Annotated in this window: 14 protein-coding genes and 2 pseudogenes; 5 read left to right on the top strand and 11 right to left on the bottom strand. The window is 69.7% G+C overall.

The annotated features are described in order from the left end of the window. Positions 1-8 precede the first annotated feature (8 nt). Positions 9-920: an NAD-dependent epimerase/dehydratase family protein gene (locus AC3B5T_RS05175; RefSeq protein WP_488358366.1), complete on the top strand. Its 912-nt coding sequence runs from the start codon at positions 9-11 to the stop codon at positions 918-920. Here AC3B5T_RS05175 and atzF read toward each other — a convergent pair. The 7 genes and pseudogenes from atzF to AC3B5T_RS05140 form a co-directional block, all read right to left on the bottom strand. Continuing rightward, a pseudogene (gene atzF / locus AC3B5T_RS05170) lies at positions 921-2,688 on the bottom strand (allophanate hydrolase). A gap of 11 nt (positions 2,689-2,699) precedes the next feature. Continuing rightward, on the bottom strand, positions 2,700-3,359 hold the full coding sequence (locus AC3B5T_RS05165) for an alpha/beta fold hydrolase (protein ID WP_488358364.1): 660 nt from the start codon (positions 3,357-3,359) through the stop codon (positions 2,700-2,702). Further along, a complete protein-coding gene (biuH, locus tag AC3B5T_RS05160) occupies positions 3,356-4,060 on the bottom strand; it encodes a biuret amidohydrolase (protein ID WP_014928401.1) in 705 nt (234 codons plus the stop codon). The genes AC3B5T_RS05165 and biuH overlap by 4 nt, the downstream gene beginning before the upstream one ends. Further along, positions 4,057-5,130 (bottom strand): cyanuric acid amidohydrolase, encoded by a 1,074-nt coding sequence (atzD, locus tag AC3B5T_RS05155; protein ID WP_488358362.1) that lies wholly within the window; start codon positions 5,128-5,130, stop codon positions 4,057-4,059. Before atzD ends, biuH begins: the two co-directional genes overlap by 4 nt. Next, positions 5,127-6,473: a nucleobase:cation symporter-2 family protein gene (locus tag AC3B5T_RS05150; protein WP_488358360.1), complete on the bottom strand. Its 1,347-nt coding sequence runs from the start codon at positions 6,471-6,473 to the stop codon at positions 5,127-5,129. The genes atzD and AC3B5T_RS05150 overlap by 4 nt, the downstream gene beginning before the upstream one ends. An 87-nt stretch (positions 6,474-6,560) precedes the next feature. Further along, positions 6,561-7,268 (bottom strand): GntR family transcriptional regulator, encoded by a 708-nt coding sequence (locus AC3B5T_RS05145; protein WP_014928398.1) that lies wholly within the window; start codon positions 7,266-7,268, stop codon positions 6,561-6,563. A gap of 30 nt (positions 7,269-7,298) precedes the next feature. After that, on the bottom strand, positions 7,299-8,057 hold the full coding sequence (locus AC3B5T_RS05140; protein WP_055475638.1) for a pirin family protein: 759 nt from the start codon (positions 8,055-8,057) through the stop codon (positions 7,299-7,301). A gap of 202 nt (positions 8,058-8,259) precedes the next feature. On the opposite strand from AC3B5T_RS05140, the gene AC3B5T_RS05135 reads away from it, so the two are divergent. After that, positions 8,260-9,897, top strand: a complete 1,638-nt coding sequence (locus AC3B5T_RS05135) for an NTF2-like N-terminal transpeptidase domain-containing protein (protein ID WP_488358357.1) — start codon at positions 8,260-8,262, stop codon at positions 9,895-9,897. 45 nt (positions 9,898-9,942) lie between these two features. Here AC3B5T_RS05135 and AC3B5T_RS05130 read toward each other — a convergent pair whose 3' ends face one another. Together AC3B5T_RS05130 and AC3B5T_RS05125 are read right to left on the bottom strand one after the other, a co-directional pair. Then, positions 9,943-10,407: a DUF3054 domain-containing protein gene (locus AC3B5T_RS05130; RefSeq protein ID WP_010843316.1), complete on the bottom strand. Its 465-nt coding sequence runs from the start codon at positions 10,405-10,407 to the stop codon at positions 9,943-9,945. Positions 10,408-10,413: 6 nt separating this feature from the next. Continuing rightward, positions 10,414-11,712 (bottom strand): flippase-like domain-containing protein, encoded by a 1,299-nt coding sequence (locus AC3B5T_RS05125; RefSeq protein ID WP_152467779.1) that lies wholly within the window; start codon positions 11,710-11,712, stop codon positions 10,414-10,416. Between the two features lie 75 nt (positions 11,713-11,787). Between AC3B5T_RS05125 and AC3B5T_RS05120 the strand changes: the two genes are divergently transcribed. From AC3B5T_RS05120 to AC3B5T_RS05110, 3 genes are read left to right on the top strand one after another with little or no spacing between them, the layout of a single operon-like run. After that, the gene (locus tag AC3B5T_RS05120; RefSeq protein ID WP_488358355.1) at positions 11,788-13,110 is read left to right on the top strand and encodes an AI-2E family transporter; all 1,323 of its coding nucleotides are present in this window, start codon (positions 11,788-11,790) and stop codon (positions 13,108-13,110) included. Continuing rightward, positions 13,107-14,333: a MacS family sensor histidine kinase gene (gene macS, locus AC3B5T_RS05115; RefSeq protein WP_488358353.1), complete on the top strand. Its 1,227-nt coding sequence runs from the start codon at positions 13,107-13,109 to the stop codon at positions 14,331-14,333. The genes AC3B5T_RS05120 and macS overlap by 4 nt, the downstream gene beginning before the upstream one ends. 21 nt (positions 14,334-14,354) lie before the next feature. Beyond that, positions 14,355-15,032, top strand: a complete 678-nt coding sequence (locus tag AC3B5T_RS05110; RefSeq protein WP_014928391.1) for a response regulator — start codon at positions 14,355-14,357, stop codon at positions 15,030-15,032. Between the two features lie 43 nt (positions 15,033-15,075). Here AC3B5T_RS05110 and AC3B5T_RS05105 read toward each other — a convergent pair whose 3' ends face one another. Together AC3B5T_RS05105 and AC3B5T_RS05100 are read right to left on the bottom strand one after the other, a co-directional pair. Continuing rightward, positions 15,076-16,422 (bottom strand): MFS transporter, encoded by a 1,347-nt coding sequence (locus AC3B5T_RS05105; RefSeq protein ID WP_488358351.1) that lies wholly within the window; start codon positions 16,420-16,422, stop codon positions 15,076-15,078. A gap of 161 nt (positions 16,423-16,583) precedes the next feature. Beyond that, positions 16,584-19,864 (bottom strand): annotated as a pseudogene (locus AC3B5T_RS05100) (MMPL family transporter). Positions 19,865-20,070 lie beyond the last annotated feature (206 nt).

Here is a 20,070-nt window from a genome sequence, read left to right as displayed (position 1 = left end):
CTCGACGCATGCGGGTATTCGTGACCGGCGGCACGGGGGCCATCGGGGGATACGCGGTGCCCGCACTGGTCGCCGCGGGACACGAAGTCAGCGCCCTGGCACGATCGGATGCGGCCGCTTCCGCGCTGCGTACTCACGGCGCCACACCGGTCCACGTCTCGTTGTTCGATCGGGACGGCCTCGCCGAGAACTTCGACGGTTGCGCTGCGGTCGTCAATCTCGCGTCGGCCTTGCCGGGAACGACGTCGTCCATCCGGAAGTCGGCGTGGGCGGAGTGTCACCGGATCCGGCGGCACGGTTCCGCGGCGGTGGTCGATGCGGCCATCGCCGCCGGCGTACCGCGGGTACTGCAGGAGTCGGTCGCCATGATCTACGCCGATGCCGGTGATCGGTGGATCGACGAGGAGTCCCCGGTCGACAACTACCCGATCGCGGTGGGCAATCACGCCGCGGAGGCGTCGGCCCGTCGGTTCACCGGTTCCGGCGGTGTCGGTGTGGTGCTGCGGTTCGGGCTGTTCTACGGCATCGGCGCCGCCCACAGCGAGCAACTCGTGGCGCTCGCGCGGCGTCGGATCGGGTTCCGGGCGGGCCGGCCCGGCGCCTACGTCTCCTCGATCCATCTCGCCGACGCCGCCGACGCCGTGGTGTCCGCACTCCGGACCGATTCCGGCACATACAACATCGTCGACGATCTGCCGGTCACCAAGCGGGATCACACCGCGGCCCTGGCCGGTGCGGTCGGCAGGCATCCGGTCGTGACCGGCCCGGGTCGTGCCGCGCTCCTGCTCGGCGAACGCACCACGTCGCTGACGCGCTCGCTCCGGGTGTCCAACAAGCGGTTTCGGTCGGCCGCCGGCTGGCGGCCGCACTACGCCTCGGTGTGGGAGGGCTACGCGCACATGGTGCGTCGGCCCGCCTGATCACCCGGTGATGGCGGCGGCAGGCCTGTTGGGTTCGACGGCGCCGGTGCGGGCCGGTGTGTCGCGTCCGAGGTAGCGTAACCAGCCACGGTACTCCGTGATGTCCGCCGCGGACTCGAGAGCGGATGCAGCGCAACCGAATCCGGTCATCGTCCGGCCGTCGGACAACGCGACCGGTTCCAGCGCCATCGGCGACGGGAGGCTACGAGCGAACGACGCGAACCCCGCGGCCGGGACGCGCCAGATGCCGCCGGCGATCTCGACGCCGCCGGCATGCGCATGGACGAGACCCGGTTTGGGCGGGGTGGTGTCCAGCGCGTACAGCCGATACGACGGGGCGGTACGGGCCGGACCCAGATATCGCACCGCGCGAGTACATCTCGTGTTCGAGGGGCTGGCCGGGAAGATGCGCCCCGACGACGAAGAGATCGACGAAGGACGCGCCGGCCGCCTCGATCCAGGGACCGGCGGGATTCAGCGGGCCGGCAGCTCCCGGTACGGCAACGGCGTCGGGTGCGATGAACACGCGCCGGGCCAGGTCGAGCGCCACGGCATCACCGAATGCCCGGCACAGCACCGTGACCCCGAACTGGGCGTCGCCCGCCATCCCGGCAGGTGTCGCGACGCCGCACAGGTCGAAGAGATTGGCGAAGTTCGTGTAGGTGCCGAGCCACGAGTTGACGCCGATCGGATCGGATCGAACGGCCTCGATCGTCGGATGGCCGGGGGCCGTGGGGACCAGCAGTGCGTCGAACCCCTCGAGCGACGCCAGGGCGTGCGCGCGCAAGGTGTCGAGCCGGGCGAGGTCCCGGACCATCCGCGACCCGGGGACGCGGCCGGCCGCGGAGATGATGTCGCCGACGGTCGGGTCGATGCGCGCCGGGCCGGACGAGGCGTCGCGATGCGCATCGACGAACTCGCCGACCGCGGCATGTCGCTCGGCGACGAGACCGCCGTCGTACAGCAACCGGGCGGCGTCGAGGAACGGGGTGAACGGAACCGTCTCTACCGCAACGCCATCGGCGCGGAGCCGGTCGATGACGGCGGAGAACGCCGCCGTCCACGACGCGGACATCCCGGGCAGCTCCGCGGGTACCGCGACCCGTGGTGCCGGGGGCGCGGCGAGCGGCGCGTCATGCGGCACCGGACGTGCATTCGCTCCGCCGGCCATCTGGGCCATGGCGCTGTTCGCGGTGTCGAGATCACGAGCCATGATCGTCACGGCGTCCCACGAGCGGCACGCCGGCACCAGCCCGCGGGTGGACACCAGGCCGAGCGTGGGCTTGATCCCCACGATGCCCTGGAACGCCGCGGGCACACGGCCGGAACCTGCCGTGTCGGTGCCGATCGCGATGTCGGCGAGGCCGAGGGCGACGGCGACCGCCGAGCCCGAGCTCGACCCACCCGAGATGTGGTCCGGGCGTCGCGCGTCGCGCACACCGCCGTATGGGCTGCGCTGCCCGACGAGGCCGGTCGCGAACTGGTCGAGATTGGTCGAGCCGACCACGGTCGCCCCAGCCGCTCGTAGACGCGCGACCGCCTCGGCATCGGCGTCGGCAGGCCCACCCGCGAACCCCGGGCAGGCGGCGGTGGTCGGCAGGCCCGCGACGTCGACGTTGTTCTTGACGGCCAGCATCAGGCCTGCCAGCGGGCCGTCGGCCGCCGACGCCTCCCGCGTCACGCTCGTGCGGTCGCGGATGTCGATCCACACCTCGGGGCGTCCGACGGCGTCGACACCGTCGAAGAATGCGGTGACTCGTGGGGTCATGGTGGTCGTCCTCATCCCTGTGCCGGGTGGTGCTGGTCAGATCTGTGCCGCAGGTCGCTGATCAGCGAACCGAACGCGTTGTCGAGGTGGGCCGCGTGTGCGGTCCCGGGCAGGACGCGCCGATCGAAGCCGCAGAGCGCGGCGACGGCGTCGACCGACGCGTACCGGGCAGCCGGGGATCGCTCGCCCACGGTCAGTGTCACCGGCGACACCTCGGCGACCGGCGGTCGCGGTTCGAACGACCGGAACATCGCCAGTTCGCGTGCGACAGAGGCCTCGTCGGCCCTCGTCATCGCCGCGCGCCAGCCCGGTCCGTAGAGTGTCTGGCCGAAACCCTGCACACCTCGTTCCCGGAAGGCCTCCACCACGGGGTCGAGCAACCCCGGGGCCAGGGACCCCGCGGCCGGTTCGTGCAGGAACGCCGCGGCCATCTCGACGCCGCGCGCGGCGAGTTCCACGCCGAGGGTGGCGCCGCCGCTCACCCCGAACACCACCGCGCCGTCGCACAGCGGTGCGAGGAACTCGACTTCGGTGTCCAGGCAGCCGGATCGGGGACGCAGTGGAACGATGACGTCATAGCCGAGCGCGGTGAGCGCGTCGGCCGTCGAGGCCCACACCGGAGGATCGACGGCGACGCCGCACACCAGGACCGCGCGGTGGCGGGACGTCACGATCCGCCGGCCGAGGTGACCGAACCGAGCGTCGTCAACAGTTGTTCCGACGTCGCCGTGGCCCCGAAGACGCCGCCCTGCATGGCGATCATGCTCAGCGCGGCGAGGTGGTGACCGTGGTCGGTCGCGCCGGTGCAGTCCGACAGCACCAGACATTCGAAACCGCGGTCGTTGGCCTCGCGCATCGTGGTGTGGACGCAGACGTCGGTGGTGATCCCGGTGAGGATCAGGTGGGTGATGCCCGCGGACCGCAGGACGAGATCGAGATCGGTGGCGTAGAACGCGCCCTTGCCGGGCTTGTCGATGATCGGTTCCCCGGGCCGGGGCGCGACTTCGGGCACGATCTCCCACCCCGGTTCCCCGCGGACGAGGATCCGGCCGCACGGGCCCGACGAGCCGATCTCGGCGCCCGCCCGCGCCGACCGCCACCGTTTGTTCGCGGGCAGGTCGCTGAGGTCGGGCCGATGGCCTTCTCGGGTGTGGATCACCAGCATCCCTGCCGCACGGCAGGATTCGAGGACCGACGCCGTGGGAGCCAGGCCGGCCCGGGTCAGGGACAGGTCGTATCCCATCGAGTCGACGTAGCCTCCGGGACCACAGAAGTCGACCTGCCAGTCGATCAGCAGCAGGGCTGTCCGCGAGACATCGAGCGTGCCGTCGTAAGGCCACGGGTACGGGGTCGCGTCGACGGTCGACGTCACTGGTCTGCTCCTCGGTTCGACGGGGCGGTGGGTCCGGGATCGACCTCGTAGACGACGGCGACGCTGCCCCCGCCCGGCCGGCCCTGGTGCTCGGCGCCGCCGGACACGTACACCGCTCCGTCGCCCTTGACCGCGGCGGTCAGTGCGCCGACCGCGGCGCGGGCGTGACGAGTGGCGTTGATGTCGGAGTCGGTCAGCATCGTGTGTCGCAGCCCGCGGATGGTGCCGGAGGGATCGGACTCGGCCTTCACGAACAGCTGGCGGATTCGGCCCCCGTCCTGCGCGACGACGGCCGCGGCCTTCTGCAAGGCTGCGAGGTCGTAGGCGTCGGTCATCTCGGTGTGCAGGGCCCGCAACGGGTTCGACGCCTCGGTGCTCACCCCGAGCACCAGCACGTGGCAGGTGTTCAGCTCGGCTCCGGAGCTCGCCGACGCGCGGTTGGACCACGCGGTCCGCTGCCCCGCGAGTGCGGCCCGGGCGGTGTCCTCGTCGATCTCCCCGAGGGACAGGGCGATGCCCAACGAGCTGGCCGCACGGGAGCGAGCCATCGACTCGTAGGTGTCGCCGCTGGCCGGCTCGATTCCGCGGTCACGCAATCCGGTGATGTCGGTCGACGTGAGGAGCGGGCACTTGACCAGCACCAGATGCACATCGTCCGCGCTGATTCCGAGGTCCACGACGAGCTTGGCGACGGTGTCGCGCACCGCCTCCATCTGCCCCACTCGTCCCAGGTCCTCCGGTGGGATGACAGGTGTCTCACCGACCGCGGCCACCAGCCCGCGATCGTGCCGAGGGTCGTGCGTGTCGTCGGCTATCAGGAGGTTGACGTGGGGCGCGAGAACACCTTCGGTGCCGCCGGAGAAGACGGTGACCGCATCGGGCCCGATCCGCGGTTCCCAGGCGGCGGCGGCCAGTGTCCGGCTGAAGTCGTTGACGCAGCCGTTGCCCTCGGTCTTGCCGACCACGGCCAGCACGTCGTCGGTCGAGAATCCGTTGCCGGAGAGTGTGCCCAGTGCATCGGTGTCGTCGGGCCCGGTGGTCGGGACGGTGAGCAGTCGTACGCCGGTCATGCCACGGCCTCCTTGTCTGCGATGGGGTCGGTGGTGGGTGGGTCGGTGCGGCGCCGGCGGGGGAGGTGATGGAAGAAGAGGTTCAGCACGAAGGCGGTGATCACCGCGCTGCTGATCGCATTGCCGAAGATGATCTGCACTTCCGCCGGGAAGTTGCTGTAGATGTCCTTCGACACGATCGGGATCATTCCGGCGCCCAGGGCGAGGGACACGATCAGGAGGTTGTCGTTGTTGCGGTAGTCGACCTTCGACAGCGTGCTGATGCCGGTTCCGGCGACGGTTGCGAACATCACCAGGCTCACCGAGCCGATCACTGCGCCGGGGAGACTCGCGATGGTCTCACCGAGCTTCGGGATCACGGCGAGCACGATGAGGATGGCACCGGCGACCACGACCACGGTCCGGCTGGTCACCCTGGTGAGCCGGACGAGGCTCACGTTCTGCGCGAAGATGGTGTCCGGGAACGATGTCCACGCGCCGGCCAGGACCGCCGAGACACCGTCCGCGGCGAGCCCGCGGGCGATGCGCGGCGGGTCGGCGTCGATGCCGGTGGTCTCCGAGATCGCCATCATGTATGCGGTCGACTCGATGAAGATCACGATCATCACGATGCTCATCGAGATGATGCCGGCGAGGGGGAACGTGGGAGCGCCGAAGAAGAACGGCTCGGCGATGCCGAACCAGGCGGCGTCGCCGACTCCGGTGAAATCGGTCAGCGACATGAACGCGGCCGCGACGGTGCCCAGGACCAGAGCGATGAGAACTGCTGCCTGGCGCAGGAATCCGTTGCCGTAGCGCATCAGCGCCACCACGACGACGACGATGCCGAGGGCGAGCGAGAGGCGGGCGCCGTCCGCCGGCTCGTCGTCGAAGATCATGGACACGGCCTTGCCGATGAGCGAGAGGCCGATCATCGTGACGGCGGCGCCGCGTACCGCGGGCGGGAAGAACCGCAACAGTTTCGAGAACGGCACCGCCATCAGGATGGCGAAGACGCCGGCCCCGATCATCGAACCGTAGACGGCATTGAGGCCGTACTCCTGCCCGATGAGGATCATCGGGGTGACGGCGGTGAACGAGGCGCCGGCCACCACCGGCATCCGTGCGCCGAGGAACTTGCCGACGCCCGCGGCCTGGATGATGGTGACGATGCCGGCGATCAGGAGATCGGCGTTGACGAGCAGTCCGATGGTCTGTTTGTCGAGGCCGAGGGCGGCGCCGAAGACCAGGGGGACGGTCACGCAGCCCGTGTACATGACGATGACGTGCTGGGCGCCGAACACACCCGTACGCCACCATCCCGCGAGGCCGGACCCGGCCGGTGATGTGAGGAGTTTGTGCATACGAAGATTCGTATACGTTCCTCATGTCTTGGACGTTAGCCAGCGTTACCAGGCGGTAAAATGGACCGATTTCGTATACGAAACTGGTCAGTGGAGCAGTGTCCGGACCAAGTCTTCGTCTTTCCGGACATGCTCGTCCATCAGGTATCCGGCCTGGACCGGCGAGCCGTCGAGGATGGCCCCGGCGATCGCGGTGTGATCGCGCCAGCACCCGTCGGCACGAGTGGCGACCTCGCGATCGAAGACCCACGCGATGCGGCGCAGGGTCCGGTCCAGTGTTCTGGCCAGCTCGCGATTGCCCGATGCCTCGGCGACGAGCGCGTGGAACTGCATCACCAGCGGCGGCACCGCGTCGTGCTGCTGCATCTGTTTCGCGGCGGTGCCCGACTCGGTGACCATCCGCAGCTGCTCGGCGAACTCGCCTCCCCGGCGTTCGGCCGCGAGTTGGGCGCCGAAGACCTCGAGGCCACGACGGACCTGCATCACCTCGAGTGCGTCGGTCCGTGACGCCCCGGACACCGTCGCCCCCTTGTACCGCTCGAGGTGGACGAACCCCTCACTCTGCAACTGCGACAACGCCTCGCGCACGGGCACGCGCGACACCCCGAACCGTTCCGCGAGCATCGGCTCGGGAAGCCGATCGCCCGGCGAGAGCCGGCCGTCGAGCACGTCGTCGCGGATGGCGGTGGCGATCGCATCCCTCGTCGCCGGTCGCGCCGGTCCACCGTCGGCGATCGTCGGCTCGTCGATCGTCAGGACGGGGGTGGGGTCGGTCGTGTCTGCTTCGGGCCTCACGCGACTCAGGATAGGCCGAGATGGTGGGGCTCACCCGGCCTGACCGCCGCCCAGCCCGGCGGCCATGGACCACACCAGCACCTCGGCGTCGCCGTCGGTGCTCGCGCGGATCGACAACGGCGCCGAATCGACCGCGCGCACGGCATCGCCCGGACCGAGAACACCGATCTCCCCGACCCCGATCTGTCCGTCGACGACGAAAAGGTGAGTGAACCGGGAGCCGGGCACCTCGACGCCCTCGCCGGGCCGCAGGCGCGCCGCGTACAGGGTCGCGGCCGAGTTGGCGACGGAGATCGCGGCGTCGCCGTCCGCGTCACCCGACGCGATCGGGACGAGTCCCCCGGCTGCGAGACGCTCGCGGACGTCGGCCTGCGCGTAGGAGGGCGCGAGGCCATGGCGGTCGGGCATCAGCCACATCTGGATGTACCGGACGGGCTCGGTGCCGGAGCCGGCGAGACCGGGCCAGGCGTCGTTGCGCTCGGAGTGCTCCACCCCGGTGCCCGCGCTCATCCGCTGAACCAGGCCGGGGTAGAGGACACCGGAGTGCCCGGCCGAATCACGGTGGACCAGCGTTCCCGAGACCACCCACGTCACGATCTCGCTCTCCTGATGGGTGTGCAGATCGAAGCCCGCGCCGGGCGCGACGACCTCGTCGTTGACGGCCAGCAGCGCGCCGAAGTGGGTGTTCGACGGGTCGTAGTTGTCGCCGAAGGAGAAGCAGTGCCGAGAGGTCAGCCAGTCGGTGGTGGTGACCGCGCGATCGTCACTCCGGAAGACGGTGAAAACCATGTATTCATTCTCGCAGTCCGGCAAGCTGAGGGCGGTCGGGGATGGGCGGGTCCGGCGGCGTGGATGTGGTTGCCGGACGGCGATCTCGTATGTCGCGGTGTGTCATAGGTCCCTATGGCGAGATGAGTTCGTGACCGGCTTGATCCCCGAATGGAAGCTCACGACGTCGAATTCGGGTGTTACACGAGTGAAAATTGATGTCATGAAGATCTGGGTCAAGCGCGCGACGACAGCCGCTTGCGCCGCGGTCACGTGCGCGGTCATGGTGAGCTCCTGCGGGTTCGCCGGTTCGTCGGACACGGGTGCCGCAGCCGCCATCGACGCATTCGCCGCCGCACTGAGCCGCCAGGACGCCGGCGGGGCCGCGGCGTTCACCACCGCGCCGGGACAGGCCGGTGACAGTCTCACCACCACTCTGAAACAGATGTCCGCGCAACGTGTCGATGTCGACGTCGAGAACCCCGTCGAATACAGCGACGGGACGGCGACGTTCTCGGTCACCACCACCTGGAACTGGGACAAGGGTCGCGAGTACGAGTCGACGAGCGGCGGCACTGCCCGCAAGCTGTCGTCGGGCTGGAGGGTGACCTGGGACCCCGCGATCCTGCACGCCGGCCTCACCGCCGGTGGCACTCTCCGTGAGATCCGCACCGACGCGAAGCCGGCACCGACCGTCCGCAGCCGCACCGGCCGGGTCTTCATGTACGCCCAGCCGGTCAACGAGATCGTGCTCGACCCCACCCGCACCGCCGACCTGAACGCCTCCGTGCGGGCCCTGGCCGGCGTGATCGCGCCCATCGCACCCATGATCACCGGCCCGGTGATCCGCGAGAAGCTCGACGCGACCCCGGGCAAGGCCGTCACCGCGGTCGGTCTGCGTGACTCCGACATGGAAGTCCTCGCGGGCGACCCGCGGCGGGTACCCGGTGTCACGGTCAACCGGTCCGACCAGCTCGTGATGGCCGACCGGCGGCTCTCCTCACCCCTCGAAGACGGACTCACCAACTACTGGCAGGCCATCCGCGACGCCACCGCCGGCTGGCAGGTCGAGATGCTCGGGCCGGGCGCGGCGCCCCGCAAACTGGCGGGCGAACAGGGTCCTCCCGGACCGGACGTGCCGACGACCGTCGACCAGGGTGTCCAGCTGAGCCTGGGTGACGCGGCTGTCGAGGTGGGCCAACCCGCGACCATCATGACCCTGGATGCGCAGACCGGGGCGATTTTCGGGATGGCCCAGAATTCGTACGCGGTCGAGAGCGGCGTCGACATCGACCGGCCCTACCCGGTCGGCACGACGCTCAACCCCGTCTTCGACGCGATCGGACGAGCTGCCGGGCCGCAGCACGAGCGCGGTGACGAACTCCTCGACCGGTTCGGGCTCGGCGTCCAGTTCACGGTGCCGGGCGCGAGTGTCGCCGCCCCGGATCGTCCCGGTATCGCGACCATCGATTTCCGTCCCGGTCAGAGCATGATGTCGATGACGAACATGGCTGCCTTCGGTGTCGCGATGGCCCGCAGCGCGTCCGGCCAGACGTCGTCGGTGCCGCCGTTCGTGATCAAGAACGTGCCCACGAAGATCTCGGGCGGAGACCTCGGCGGTCTCGACCCTGCTGTCGTCCGGCCGGTTCTGCAGGCGATGACCGCGACTGCGGCCACCGGCGACGCCAGCGACCTCACCCGGGCGCCGGGACTGCGGGCCCTCGTGGGCACCAACGGTCCCGAGGGACCGGGGTGGTTCGTGGGTCTGCAGGGCGGTCAGGTCATCGTGGTCTACACCGAGGGACCGAAGTCGGGAACCGCTGCCCTCCAGGTCGCGCAGAAGTACTTCACGATCAAGTAGGTCCGCCGACAGGTCGCGGTAGCGGGGTCGGTCAGGCGGGGTCTTTCAGGCGGAGGCGCGACGGCCGAGCACGGCGAAGACGGCTCGCCAGCCCAGCATGAAGGCGGCGAGCACGAGGGCCGCGACGATCACGAAACTCACCGCCACTCCCTGGCTGAGGATGAACCGCAGGATCATCGCGACGGTCACCGTGCAGAACCAGACGACGAGGCCGACCGGGACGACCCGGTCCGGACGATAGTCGTGGCCGAAGAAGTCGCTCGACCGCACGTGGGCGTAGACGTAGGTGATCGACCAACCGGCGGCGCAGCCGGCCAGGAAGGGCCACAGCGTGTGCAGCACCGACGCCAGCGCATATCCCTCTTCGTGGCTGGCCCGGCCGATGAGCACGAAGACCGTGATCGCCACGGCGTCGAACAGGGCTGCGACGGGAGCAGTCGCGGTCCCGCGCGCCGGCGAGGTCCCCGTCTCCGCCGTGTCGGAGCCCCGGTCCGTCTTCGAGCTCAGCATGGTGGACTACCGTACCGGGTCCGAGGGCGGATCGGTGTCGGACGTTCGGCCGGAGTCCGAGCGGAAACCGTCTCCGGGCGGCCCGCCCGAGGCCGGTCCGTCGACCGACGGACCGGTGGGCCGGCCCTCCGGTGGGCTCCGGTCACCGGACGTCACGTCGCCGCCCGCGGGGTCGGCGGGCCCGGAGTCGGCCGTCGCCGGGGTCTCGTCGGCCGCGCGTTCGAGGACCTCGGCGTCTCGCTCCACCTCGTCGATGAATGTGTCGTCGCGCTTGATCCGGTTGCGGAACATGAGGCCGATGACCACCCAGCCGATGGCCGAGACGATCACGTAACTGATCAGGCGGTAGATCAGGACCGCGGTGATCGCGTCGGCCGCGGGCATCCCGGCGCTGGTGAGCGCCGGCACCAGCACCGCGTCGACGACGCCGATACCGCCCGGCAGCAAGGGGATGGCCGAGCCGACGGCCTTGCCCGCCGCGTAGGCCACCATCAGGCCGGAGATGCTCGGGTGCGCGTCGACCGCCCAGCAGGCGAACATCAGGCATCCCACGTCGGCGACCCAGTTGAACAGGCTCCAGCCGAATGCGACCGAGGTGTCGCGCTTGCCGAGCTGGACCGCCCGGAGTTGTTCGAGCGTCTCGAAGAGCCGTTCGGTGCCCTGGTCCTCCGGCTTGTTGCGGAGTTGGTTCCACCAGCCGAGGACACGAATCCCGGTGCTCTTCAAGGATTCCGGGTGACTGGCCAGGTACTGCAGCACCACCGCGACCGCGAGGAACCCGGCGACCGAGAAGACCACCGAGAACGGACTGGTCTTCGCGCCGGCCAGGAGGGCGCCGCCGAATCCCAGTACGGCGAGACCGATGCCGGCGAGCAGACCCGACATCACCACCTGCCAGGACGCGATGACCGGCGTCGCGCCCCACTTCCGGGTCTCCCGATAGGTGAACGCCGGGGCGAGGACCTGCCCACCCGGCATCGTCTGGCTCAGGGAGTTGGCCGCCAGGATGACCGACAGGGACTTCCACTGCGTGACTCGCAGGCCCGCTGAACGCAACAGTGCACGCTGGACCTGGGCGAAGCTGTCCATCGACAGCATCGCGGCGACCAGACAGGCCGCGACCCAGTGCCACTCGATCTCACCGATACGGAGCCAGGCACCCTTGAGCTCGGGCCAGATGAGGACGACTTCGACGGCGAGGATGATCAGGACGACGGTGAGCAGGACCCAGCGCACCCACCAGAACCGAGGACGGATCGCCGGGGATGCCGCGCCCCCCGGCGAGCCAACATCCTCCGACGACATACGTGCCACCATAAGGTAGGGGCCCGGTGTCGGTGACGACCCCCGTGGGCCACCCGCACCACTAGTGTTGCTTGCGTGACCGAAGCCGAACGCGCCCAGCGGCCGCGCGATGCCCGCGACCTCGCGTCCATCGATCGGGCCAAGGTACACCCGCAGGTGCGGGCTGCGGCGGAATGGGCGTGGCGGCTGCTGCTCCTCGTCGCCGCCGGCTACGTCGCCACCCAGTTGTTCCGGGAGTTCGAGGAAGTCCTCGTGCCGATCGCCCTCGCCATTCTGATCTCGGCGATGCTGGTCCCCGGCGTCGACGCCCTCGACCGGCGCGGACTACCGCGGTCGCTGGCGGTCATCGTCAACCTCGTCGTCGCGATCGGACTGCTCTCGGCCGTCATGACGTTCGTCGTCCGCGAGTTCATCGACGGCGTCCCCGAACTCGCCGAACAGGTCCGGGTGACCGTCGAGAAGACCAGGGAGTGGCTCATCAACGGGCCCCTGGGCCTCGATCGTGATCAGGTGCGGAACTTCGGCACCGACACCCTCGACTTCATCCAGCACAACCAGGACCGGGTCACCAGCGGTGCACTGGCCACGGCCACCACGGCCACGGAGATCATCACCGGCGCTCTGCTGACTCTCTTCCTGCTGATCTTCTTTCTCTACGGCGGGGGCCAGATCTGGCGGTTCTCGGTCAACGTGATCCCGCAAGCCAACCGGAATCGGGTGTGGGAGGCGGGCATCGCCGGTTTCGGCACGCTCGTCGGGTACGTCCGGGCGACCGTCGCGGTGGCCTTCGTCGACGCGTGTGGGATCGGCATCGGTCTCGCCATCCTGCAAGTGCCCCTGGCTCTTCCGCTGGCGTCGCTGGTCTTCCTGGGCGCGTTCATCCCGATCGTCGGCGCCCTGGTCACCGGCACGCTGGCGGTGCTCGTCGCCCTGGTGACCCAGGGCTGGATCGCGGCGGTCGTCGCACTCGCCATCGTCGTCGGCGTCATGCAGCTCGAAAGCCATGTGCTGCAGCCGTTCCTGCTCGGCCGGTCGGTTCGTCTGCACCCGGTCGCGGTGGTCCTCGGGATCGCGGCCGGCCTGGTGTCGGCCGGCATCATCGGCGGTCTGCTCGCCGTGCCCCTGATCGCGTTCTTCAACACCGCGGTTCGCCGCCTGAAAGGGACCGTTGCCGACGGTCACGACGCCGCTGACGACGGCCGGCGCCCGGGAGTCGTCGCCGAGCCGGACCCGCCGGTCTGGGACACCGACGATCCCGACGCCGCGGCCGAGACGCTCTCGCGACAGGCGCCGGGCGCGGACTCTCGCGCCGGGGACGTGGCACCGGAGGGACAGGGCCAGGAGATCTCGGACCCGGACCCGGCCGGAAGCGATCGGGACGGGCGCGGCACGACATGACGCGCCAGCGGCCGCCGGTCGTCGGCAACCCGCCGGATCGGGAGCCCGTCCCGGACCGTCTGGCCCGGGTCGTCGACAACGACCCGGTCGGTCCTTTGTGGCGAGGTGCGCAGATCTTTCGGCTGCTGTCGTACCTCTACGCGCTCGGCTTCCAGATCGCCGTGAACCCCGACCTCGACCGTGGCGGCGTCGCCTGGGTGCTGTTCGGGCTGCTCTCGGCGTGGACCCTGGTGAGCGGGATCGGCTACTTCGTCGGATTCGCACGCAACCTCGTCTGGGTCGGCGTCGAGGTGGTCGTCGTGTGCGCGCTGATGCTGTCGACGTCGTATGTCGCCGACGCGGAGTGGGCGTGGAACAACCAGACCTGGCCCACCACGTTGTGGGCCACCAACGCGGTCATCTCGGTCGCGATCCTCACCGGGCCGGTCGGCGGGATCGTGGCGGGCCTGATCGTCGGCGGCACCAGTACTTTCGTCAAAGGCGAACTCAACCTCGACTTCGGCCGGAACGCGACGATCATCGTGATCGTGGCGACCGGCATGGCGGTCGGCCTCGCGGCCGCGAACGCGAGGCGCGTGCAGGAGCAACTGTCCCTGGCGGCGCGTATCGCCGCAGCCGCCGAGGAACGCGAGCGGCTCTCCCGGGAGGTCCACGACGGCGTGCTGCAGGTCTTGGCGCTGATCGCTCGACGCGGACGCGAGATCGGCGGCCCGACAGACGAACTCGCCACCCTGGCCGCAGAGCAGGAGCGCACTTTGCGCCGACTGATCTCCGACACCGACGAACCGGTCCCCGCTTCCCCCGATGCGCTCTCCTCCGCTCTGCAACGCAGCGTCGACCTCGCCGCGGTCCTCCGCGCCTTCGCCGACGATCGGATCTCGGTCAGTGCGCCCGCCGATGCGGTGATGGTCCCGGCGCACACCGGTTCCGAGATCCGAGCGGCGGTCGGCAACGCGCTCGACAACGTGGCGAACCACGCCGGCCCCGGTGCGCGCGCGTACATCCTGGTGGAGGATCTGGGGCGGGACTTGGTGGTGAGTGTGCGGGACGACGGGATCGGCATCCCCGACGGCAGGCTGGCCGAGGCGGTCACGCAGGGTCGCGTCGGGGTGTCGAAGTCGATCGTCGGGCGGATCGAATCCCTCGGCGGGACCGCGCAACTCGACACCGAACCGGGTGCGGGCACGGAGTGGGAGTTCACCGTCCCGCGGGACGACAGCTGACAGTCGAGGGGAGCAACGGGTATGGGTGCAGGCCGGAGTGACGAGGAACGGGCGCCACTGCGGATCATGGTCGTCGACGACCATCCGATCTGGCGTGAGGCGGTGGCCCGTGATCTCGCCGACGAGGGATTCGACGTGGTCGCCACCGCGGACGGCGTGGGCAGCGCGGGCCGGCGCGCGGCCGCCGTCACGCCGGACGTCGTCCTGATGGACATGCAGTTGCCCGACGGTACCGGCACCGAGGCGACGGCCGCGGTCCTCGAGGTCTCCCCGCGAACACGCATCCTCGTGCTGTCGGCGTCGGGCGAGCGCGACGACGTGCTGGAAGCGGTGAAGGCCGGGGCCAGTGGCTATCTCGTGAAGTCGTCGTCGCGCGAAGAGCTGGTCGAGGCGGTGCGGGCGACCGCCGACGGGCAGGCGGTCTTCACGCCGGGACTCGCCGGCCTGGTGCTGGGCGAGTACCGGCGCATGTCCCGGCAACCCGACGCCGCGCCTGCTGCACCCGTACTCACCGAACGTGAGACCGAGGTGTTGCGCCTGGTGGCAAAAGGACTGAGCGCCAAGCAGATCGCGCGGCGCCTCGACCTGAGTCACCGGACCGTCGAGAACCATGTCCAGGCCACTCTCCGCAAGCTCCAGCTCGGCAACCGGGTGGAGCTGACCCGTTACGTCATCGAACACGGCCTCGAGGAGGAGTGAGCTCCTCGAGGCCGTGGTCGATCTGTTCCTTACCGTACCAACGCTATTCGGAGGTCGCGAACCCCGGCGCGGACAGCGGGACGTTGGGTCCGGCCGCCGGTTTCGGGGTGACGACCAGCATGGTGGCGGCCGCGCCGATGAGCGCGATCCCGGCGAACAGATAGAAGGCGGTGACCGAGGAGATCCCGGCACCGATCAGCAGGCCCCCGATCACCGGTCCGATGATGCCGCCGAGCCGTCCGAACCCTGCGCACCAGGCGACACCTGCCGCGCGAGCCTCGGTGGGGTAGAAGTTCGACACGAAGCCGTAGATAAGGACCTGGGTGCCGATGGTGCCCGTACCGGCGACGGCGACGGCGGCGAGCAGAACCGGCAGCGGCAGTGCGAAGGTCAGCCCGATCAGCGCGAAGGTGGCCAGGCAGAACGACGTCGCCACGACCTGTTGCGGACCCCGACGGTCGGCGAACCGTGCGGCGATGAGGCCGCCGACGATGGCACCGCCGTTGAGCACCAACAGAAACGACAGCGAGCCCTTGGCGTCGAAACCACTCGCCTTCATGATCTGCGGAAGCCAGGTGTTGAGGCCGTAGGTGAGCAGCAGACCCACGAAACTCATGCTGCCCAGCAGCAGCGTCGGCACCGCGAAGCGTCGGGAGGCCACTACCGCGAACCCGACCTTGCCCGCCTGCTCGGTTCCGGTGGGAACCGCGGTTGTCCCGACGGGAATGCCGGTGCGACCGGAGATCTCCCGCGCCGCATCGATCCGACCGCGTGCGGCCAGCCACTGCGGTGACTCGGGCATGCGCAGCCACGCGACCGGGAACAGCGTGACGAGGGGGAGCGCGCCGACCCAGAACAGGCCGCGCCAGCCGATATGGTCGGCGAGCAGCATCGCGAGGATCGCGGCGACCACACCGCCCGCGGGGACGCCGCTGTAGACGATCGCATTGAAGAGGTTTCGCTTCGACGACGGTGCGAACTCGGCGACCATCGCACCCGCGGTCGCGACCAGGCCTCCGATCCCGATACCGGTCAGGAACCGCAAGATGCCGAAGGTGGCGAGGTCGGCGGCGAGGGCGGTGGCACCCATGCCGATGGAGAACCAGACTATGTTGGCCAGCATCATCCGGCGTCGACCGACACGGTCGCCGACCGCGCCGGCCAGCAAGGCGCCGATCATCACACCGATGAGCGCGTAGGAACCAAGCGCCCCGGCGGTGGCGGGGGTGAGCTGACCGAGTTGGGACGGGTCGTCGAGCAGGGTGGGCAGGACCGTGCCGTAGACCACGAGGTCGTACCCGTCGAAGACGATCGCGATGGTGGCAAGGGCGACGACCCAGAGCACGCTTCTGCGATGCTCCGGGGACGTCCAGGTGGTGGATGAAGTCATGCGGGCTGTCCCTCCAGCGTTGGTGTGCTGGCAGACATCCTGCGCGGGATGTGCGGTCGGTCACATCAGGGCATTGCCCAGTGCCGACCCATCCCGGATTGAGCGTGACCCGCGATCAATCGGCGCACGGAAACCATGGCCGCGAACGGGGGTCCGGCCGGCTACTTCTGCGAGCGACTCCGCTTCAGCAGTTCCTGGACGCTGATCTGGCCGTCGTCACCGGTGTCGTCGGACCGGGCGTGCCGGTCCGTGCGCGGGCGACGGCGACGAGTCGAGTCGTCCGCCGGACGATCCTGCTCACCCGAGGCGGGCCCGCCGTCGGGTCGTGAGGCGGCTGCCGGTGTCGCGTCGGCGCTCAGGCCGCGCTCCATCGGTGAGGGACCGGCGCTGCGCCGTCCACGAGACGACGGGGTCGACGCCTCCGGGCTGACCGAGGCCGCGAGGGGTCGGCGGCCGGTCTCGTCGAGGGCGGGCCGTCGCCCGAGCGGTGAACGCTGGCCGGTCGGCTCCGGAGTCGGCCGAACTGGGCCCGGCGTCGGATTCGGGCGCCCGCCGGACTCCGGCACGCGGGGCGGGCCGGACGGGGAGTGACCGTCGGACGGTCGCCGTTCGCCGACCGAGGTGCGGCGTCGCCGAGCCGGATGCCGCCTTCGCCGAGGCTCCAGCCACCGGTGTCGGGACGATCACTCTTCGACAGTGCGGAGCGACGGTACGGCGCCACCGGGCGGCGTTCGGCCGGCTCGGGGTTCGGAGCACCGGGTGCGGGTGACGGTCCGACGCGCGCCGGCGGGGTGCGCGGCGGGGTCGGCCCGGTGTTCGGACGTCCCGTGGTCGTCGGGGGACCTGCCGGCGGACCCGCCGGAGCCGGTGTCGGTCCGGCACCGGTGCGCTGGTCGGGTGTCTGGCCGGCCGGTGCGCCCGGGCGGGCGGTGCCGTGCGGGCGGTCCGGAGCCGGCCGGCCCGGTGCGGCGGACCGCGCGGTGCCGACCGGTACCCGACCCCGGCCGGGGACTGAGCCCGCCGGGACCGGTTGCCTGCGTGCCGCGGCCATCACCGACGTCGGGGCCTCGGCCACCACGGTGCCCGCGCTCACCGGACGGGCGCCGGCACCGGCATCGCGCTGCTCGTCGGGCTCGTCGTCGAGCACGGTCTCGCCGAGCCCGATCTTGCGCTGGACCACTCGCATCCACCGCGGCGCCCACCAGCAGTCGTCGCCGAGCAGCTTCATCACCGACGGGACGAGCAGCATGCGGATGACCGTGGCGTCGAGGATCAGCGCGGCGATCATGCCGAACGCGATGTACTTCATCATCACGATCTCGGACAGACTGAACGCGCCGGTGACCACGACGAGGATGGCGGCGGCCGCGGTGATGATGCCGCCGGTGTGCGCGGTGCCGCTGCGGATCGCCTCGGTCGTGCTCGCACCCTTCTGTCTGGCCTCGACCATGCGGGAGAGCAGGAACACCTCGTAGTCGGTCGAGAGGCCGAACACGATCGCGATGATGAGCACCAGCACGGCCGCGAACAGCGGGCCCGGGGTGAAGTTGGCCAGCTCGGCGCCGTGGCCGTCGACGAAGATCCAGGTGAGGATGCCGAGCGTGGCACCGAGACCGAGGGCCGTCATGAGCGCGGCCTTGATGGGCAGGACGAGCGAGCCGAACTGCAGGAACATCAGCAGGCCGGTGATGAGCACGAGCATGACCGCCATCAGCGGGAGCCGCTGCATCAGCGCGTCGATCGAATCCTGCGTCAGTGCCGGGGTGCCGGCCACGTACATCGTGAGGCCCTCGGTGTCGATCGCGCGCAACTGCTCGATCGCCTGGGCGGCGGTGTTCCGGTCCTGGAGGCCCGCCGACACCTGATAGACGCCCACGTTCGGGTACCGCTCGGCGTCGAAGGAGCCGAAGTCGGACTTGTCGGGGTCGCTGAACTTGTTCGTGAAGCCGGGGACCTCGTCGGCGCGCTTGGCGATCGCGTCGAGCTTGTTCTGGTCGGTCTGACTGGACTCGTCGTAGATGATGACGAGCTTGATGGCCTCGGTCCGCTCGCTCGGGAAGTACTCGTCGAACTTCTCCTGCGCGACACGGTTGGGATTGTCCGGGGGCAGGAACTTCTCGCTGATACCGCCGAACTGGATGCTGCCGAACGGGATGATCAGCGCGAGCAGCAGGAGCACGGTCGGGACCGCGGTCCGGACCGGGTGCTTCATCACCCAGGTCGCGAGCCGGCCCCAGAAGCCGTTCTCGACCTCCTGGCTGGTCTTCATGCGACCGCTGAACCGGTTCTCGATCGCCACGGCGCGTTCCTCGCCGGAGAAGCGGCGGGCCAGCGGCACCGCGGTGTACTTCATGATCGTGCTGATCGACAGCATGTTCACGCGGGGGCCGAGGATGCCCAGGATCGCCGGCAGGACCGTGATCGACAGGATCGCGGCCAGGGACACCGATGCGATCGCGCCGTAGGCGACGGACTTGAGGAATCCCTGCGGCATGATCAGCAGACACGCCAGCGCGGCGACGATGATCGTCGCGGAGAAGACCACCGTCTGGCCGGCGGTCATCACGGTTCTTCGGACCGCGGCCTTTGTCGAATAACCCTCACCGAGTTCCTCGCGGAACCGCGACACGATGAACAGGCCGTAGTCGATCGCGATGCCGAGACCGATCAGCGTGACCACCGACTGCGCGAAGATGTTCAGCTCGGTGGTGAGCGCCAGGATCTTCATGATGCCCAGCGACCCGGCGATGGTCAGACCGCCTATCAGGACGGGCAGACAGGCGGCGACGACGCCGCCGAACACGAAGAACAGCATGATCGCCACGAGCGGCAGTGCAAGCACCTCGGCCCGGTGGATGTCCTTGTCCATGCCCTCGGCCATGGAACCGGCCACCGGCTGCAGGCCTGCCAGTTCGAAGGTCGTACCGGGTAGATCGAACCGTTCGGGGATGTCGTCGAAGAACGGTTCGATGGTCTTGTAGTTGGCGAGGACCGTCGTGTCGTCGTCTCCGGCGACACCGATGCTGATGAAGGCGTGTCTGCCGTCCTCGGTGAACAACCGGTCCTGCAGCGTGCTCTGTGCGGGCTGGACGAGGAACGGGTCGTACAGGCCGGGATCGGCGCGTCCGACGATGTCGGGATGGGTCGCGATCAGATCCTCGACGAACGTCTCCACCTTGGCCCCGAAGGCCTTGTCGTCGACGCGGGTGCCCTCGGGCGGGGTGATCATCAGGATGACGTCGGAGGTGTGGTCGCGCCCCAGCGCCTGGTCGGCGTACCGCGCACCGGTGTCGGACTCCGATGTCGGATCGAACCAGCCGCTCTGGCTGAGGTGCTTGCCGAGATCGAGACCGTACAGTCCGAGTCCGGCCATCATCGCGATCAGCACCGCGATGACGAGGAAGCGCATTCGGTAGACGAATGTGCCGATGAACCGGAACACGCTGATGTCCTTTCGTGTACGACGACGAGACGGGCACTCCGGTCGCCCGCCTTCGCGGAGCGCCGGGGGCGATTCTGTCAGTTTCCCGAAAGATCCTGACAGTGTTGCCTGAGTGATCCCTGAGGCGTCGGCCTCGGATCACCCGCGAGCACACCTGGGCCGACGCCGACGGCGGGTCGCCGACAACCGGCCGACGACCCCCGGGC

Source organism: Gordonia sp. G4 (genome assembly GCF_057770005.1).
Note: the sequence above shows the minus strand (reverse complement) of the source record. Positions and strands in the feature narration are given on the sequence as shown.

What these genes read in the sequence shown, in the direction of transcription:
- AC3B5T_RS05150 (WP_488358360.1), bottom strand. Translation starts at nt 6,473, where the DNA reads ATGCACAAACTCCTCACATCACCGGCCGGGTCCGGCCTCGCGGGATGG.
- AC3B5T_RS05125 (WP_152467779.1), bottom strand. Translation starts at nt 11,712, where the DNA reads ATGTCGTCGGAGGATGTTGGCTCGCCGGGGGGCGCGGCATCCCCGGCG.
- AC3B5T_RS05135 (WP_488358357.1), top strand. Translation starts at nt 8,260, where the DNA reads ATGAAGATCTGGGTCAAGCGCGCGACGACAGCCGCTTGCGCCGCGGTC.
- macS (WP_488358353.1), top strand. Translation starts at nt 13,107, where the DNA reads ATGACGCGCCAGCGGCCGCCGGTCGTCGGCAACCCGCCGGATCGGGAG.
- atzD (WP_488358362.1), bottom strand. Translation starts at nt 5,130, where the DNA reads ATGACCGGCGTACGACTGCTCACCGTCCCGACCACCGGGCCCGACGAC.
- AC3B5T_RS05110 (WP_014928391.1), top strand. Translation starts at nt 14,355, where the DNA reads ATGGGTGCAGGCCGGAGTGACGAGGAACGGGCGCCACTGCGGATCATG.
- AC3B5T_RS05130 (WP_010843316.1), bottom strand. Translation starts at nt 10,407, where the DNA reads ATGCTGAGCTCGAAGACGGACCGGGGCTCCGACACGGCGGAGACGGGG.
- AC3B5T_RS05105 (WP_488358351.1), bottom strand. Translation starts at nt 16,422, where the DNA reads ATGACTTCATCCACCACCTGGACGTCCCCGGAGCATCGCAGAAGCGTG.
- AC3B5T_RS05175 (WP_488358366.1), top strand. Translation starts at nt 9, where the DNA reads ATGCGGGTATTCGTGACCGGCGGCACGGGGGCCATCGGGGGATACGCG.
- AC3B5T_RS05140 (WP_055475638.1), bottom strand. Translation starts at nt 8,057, where the DNA reads ATGGTTTTCACCGTCTTCCGGAGTGACGATCGCGCGGTCACCACCACC.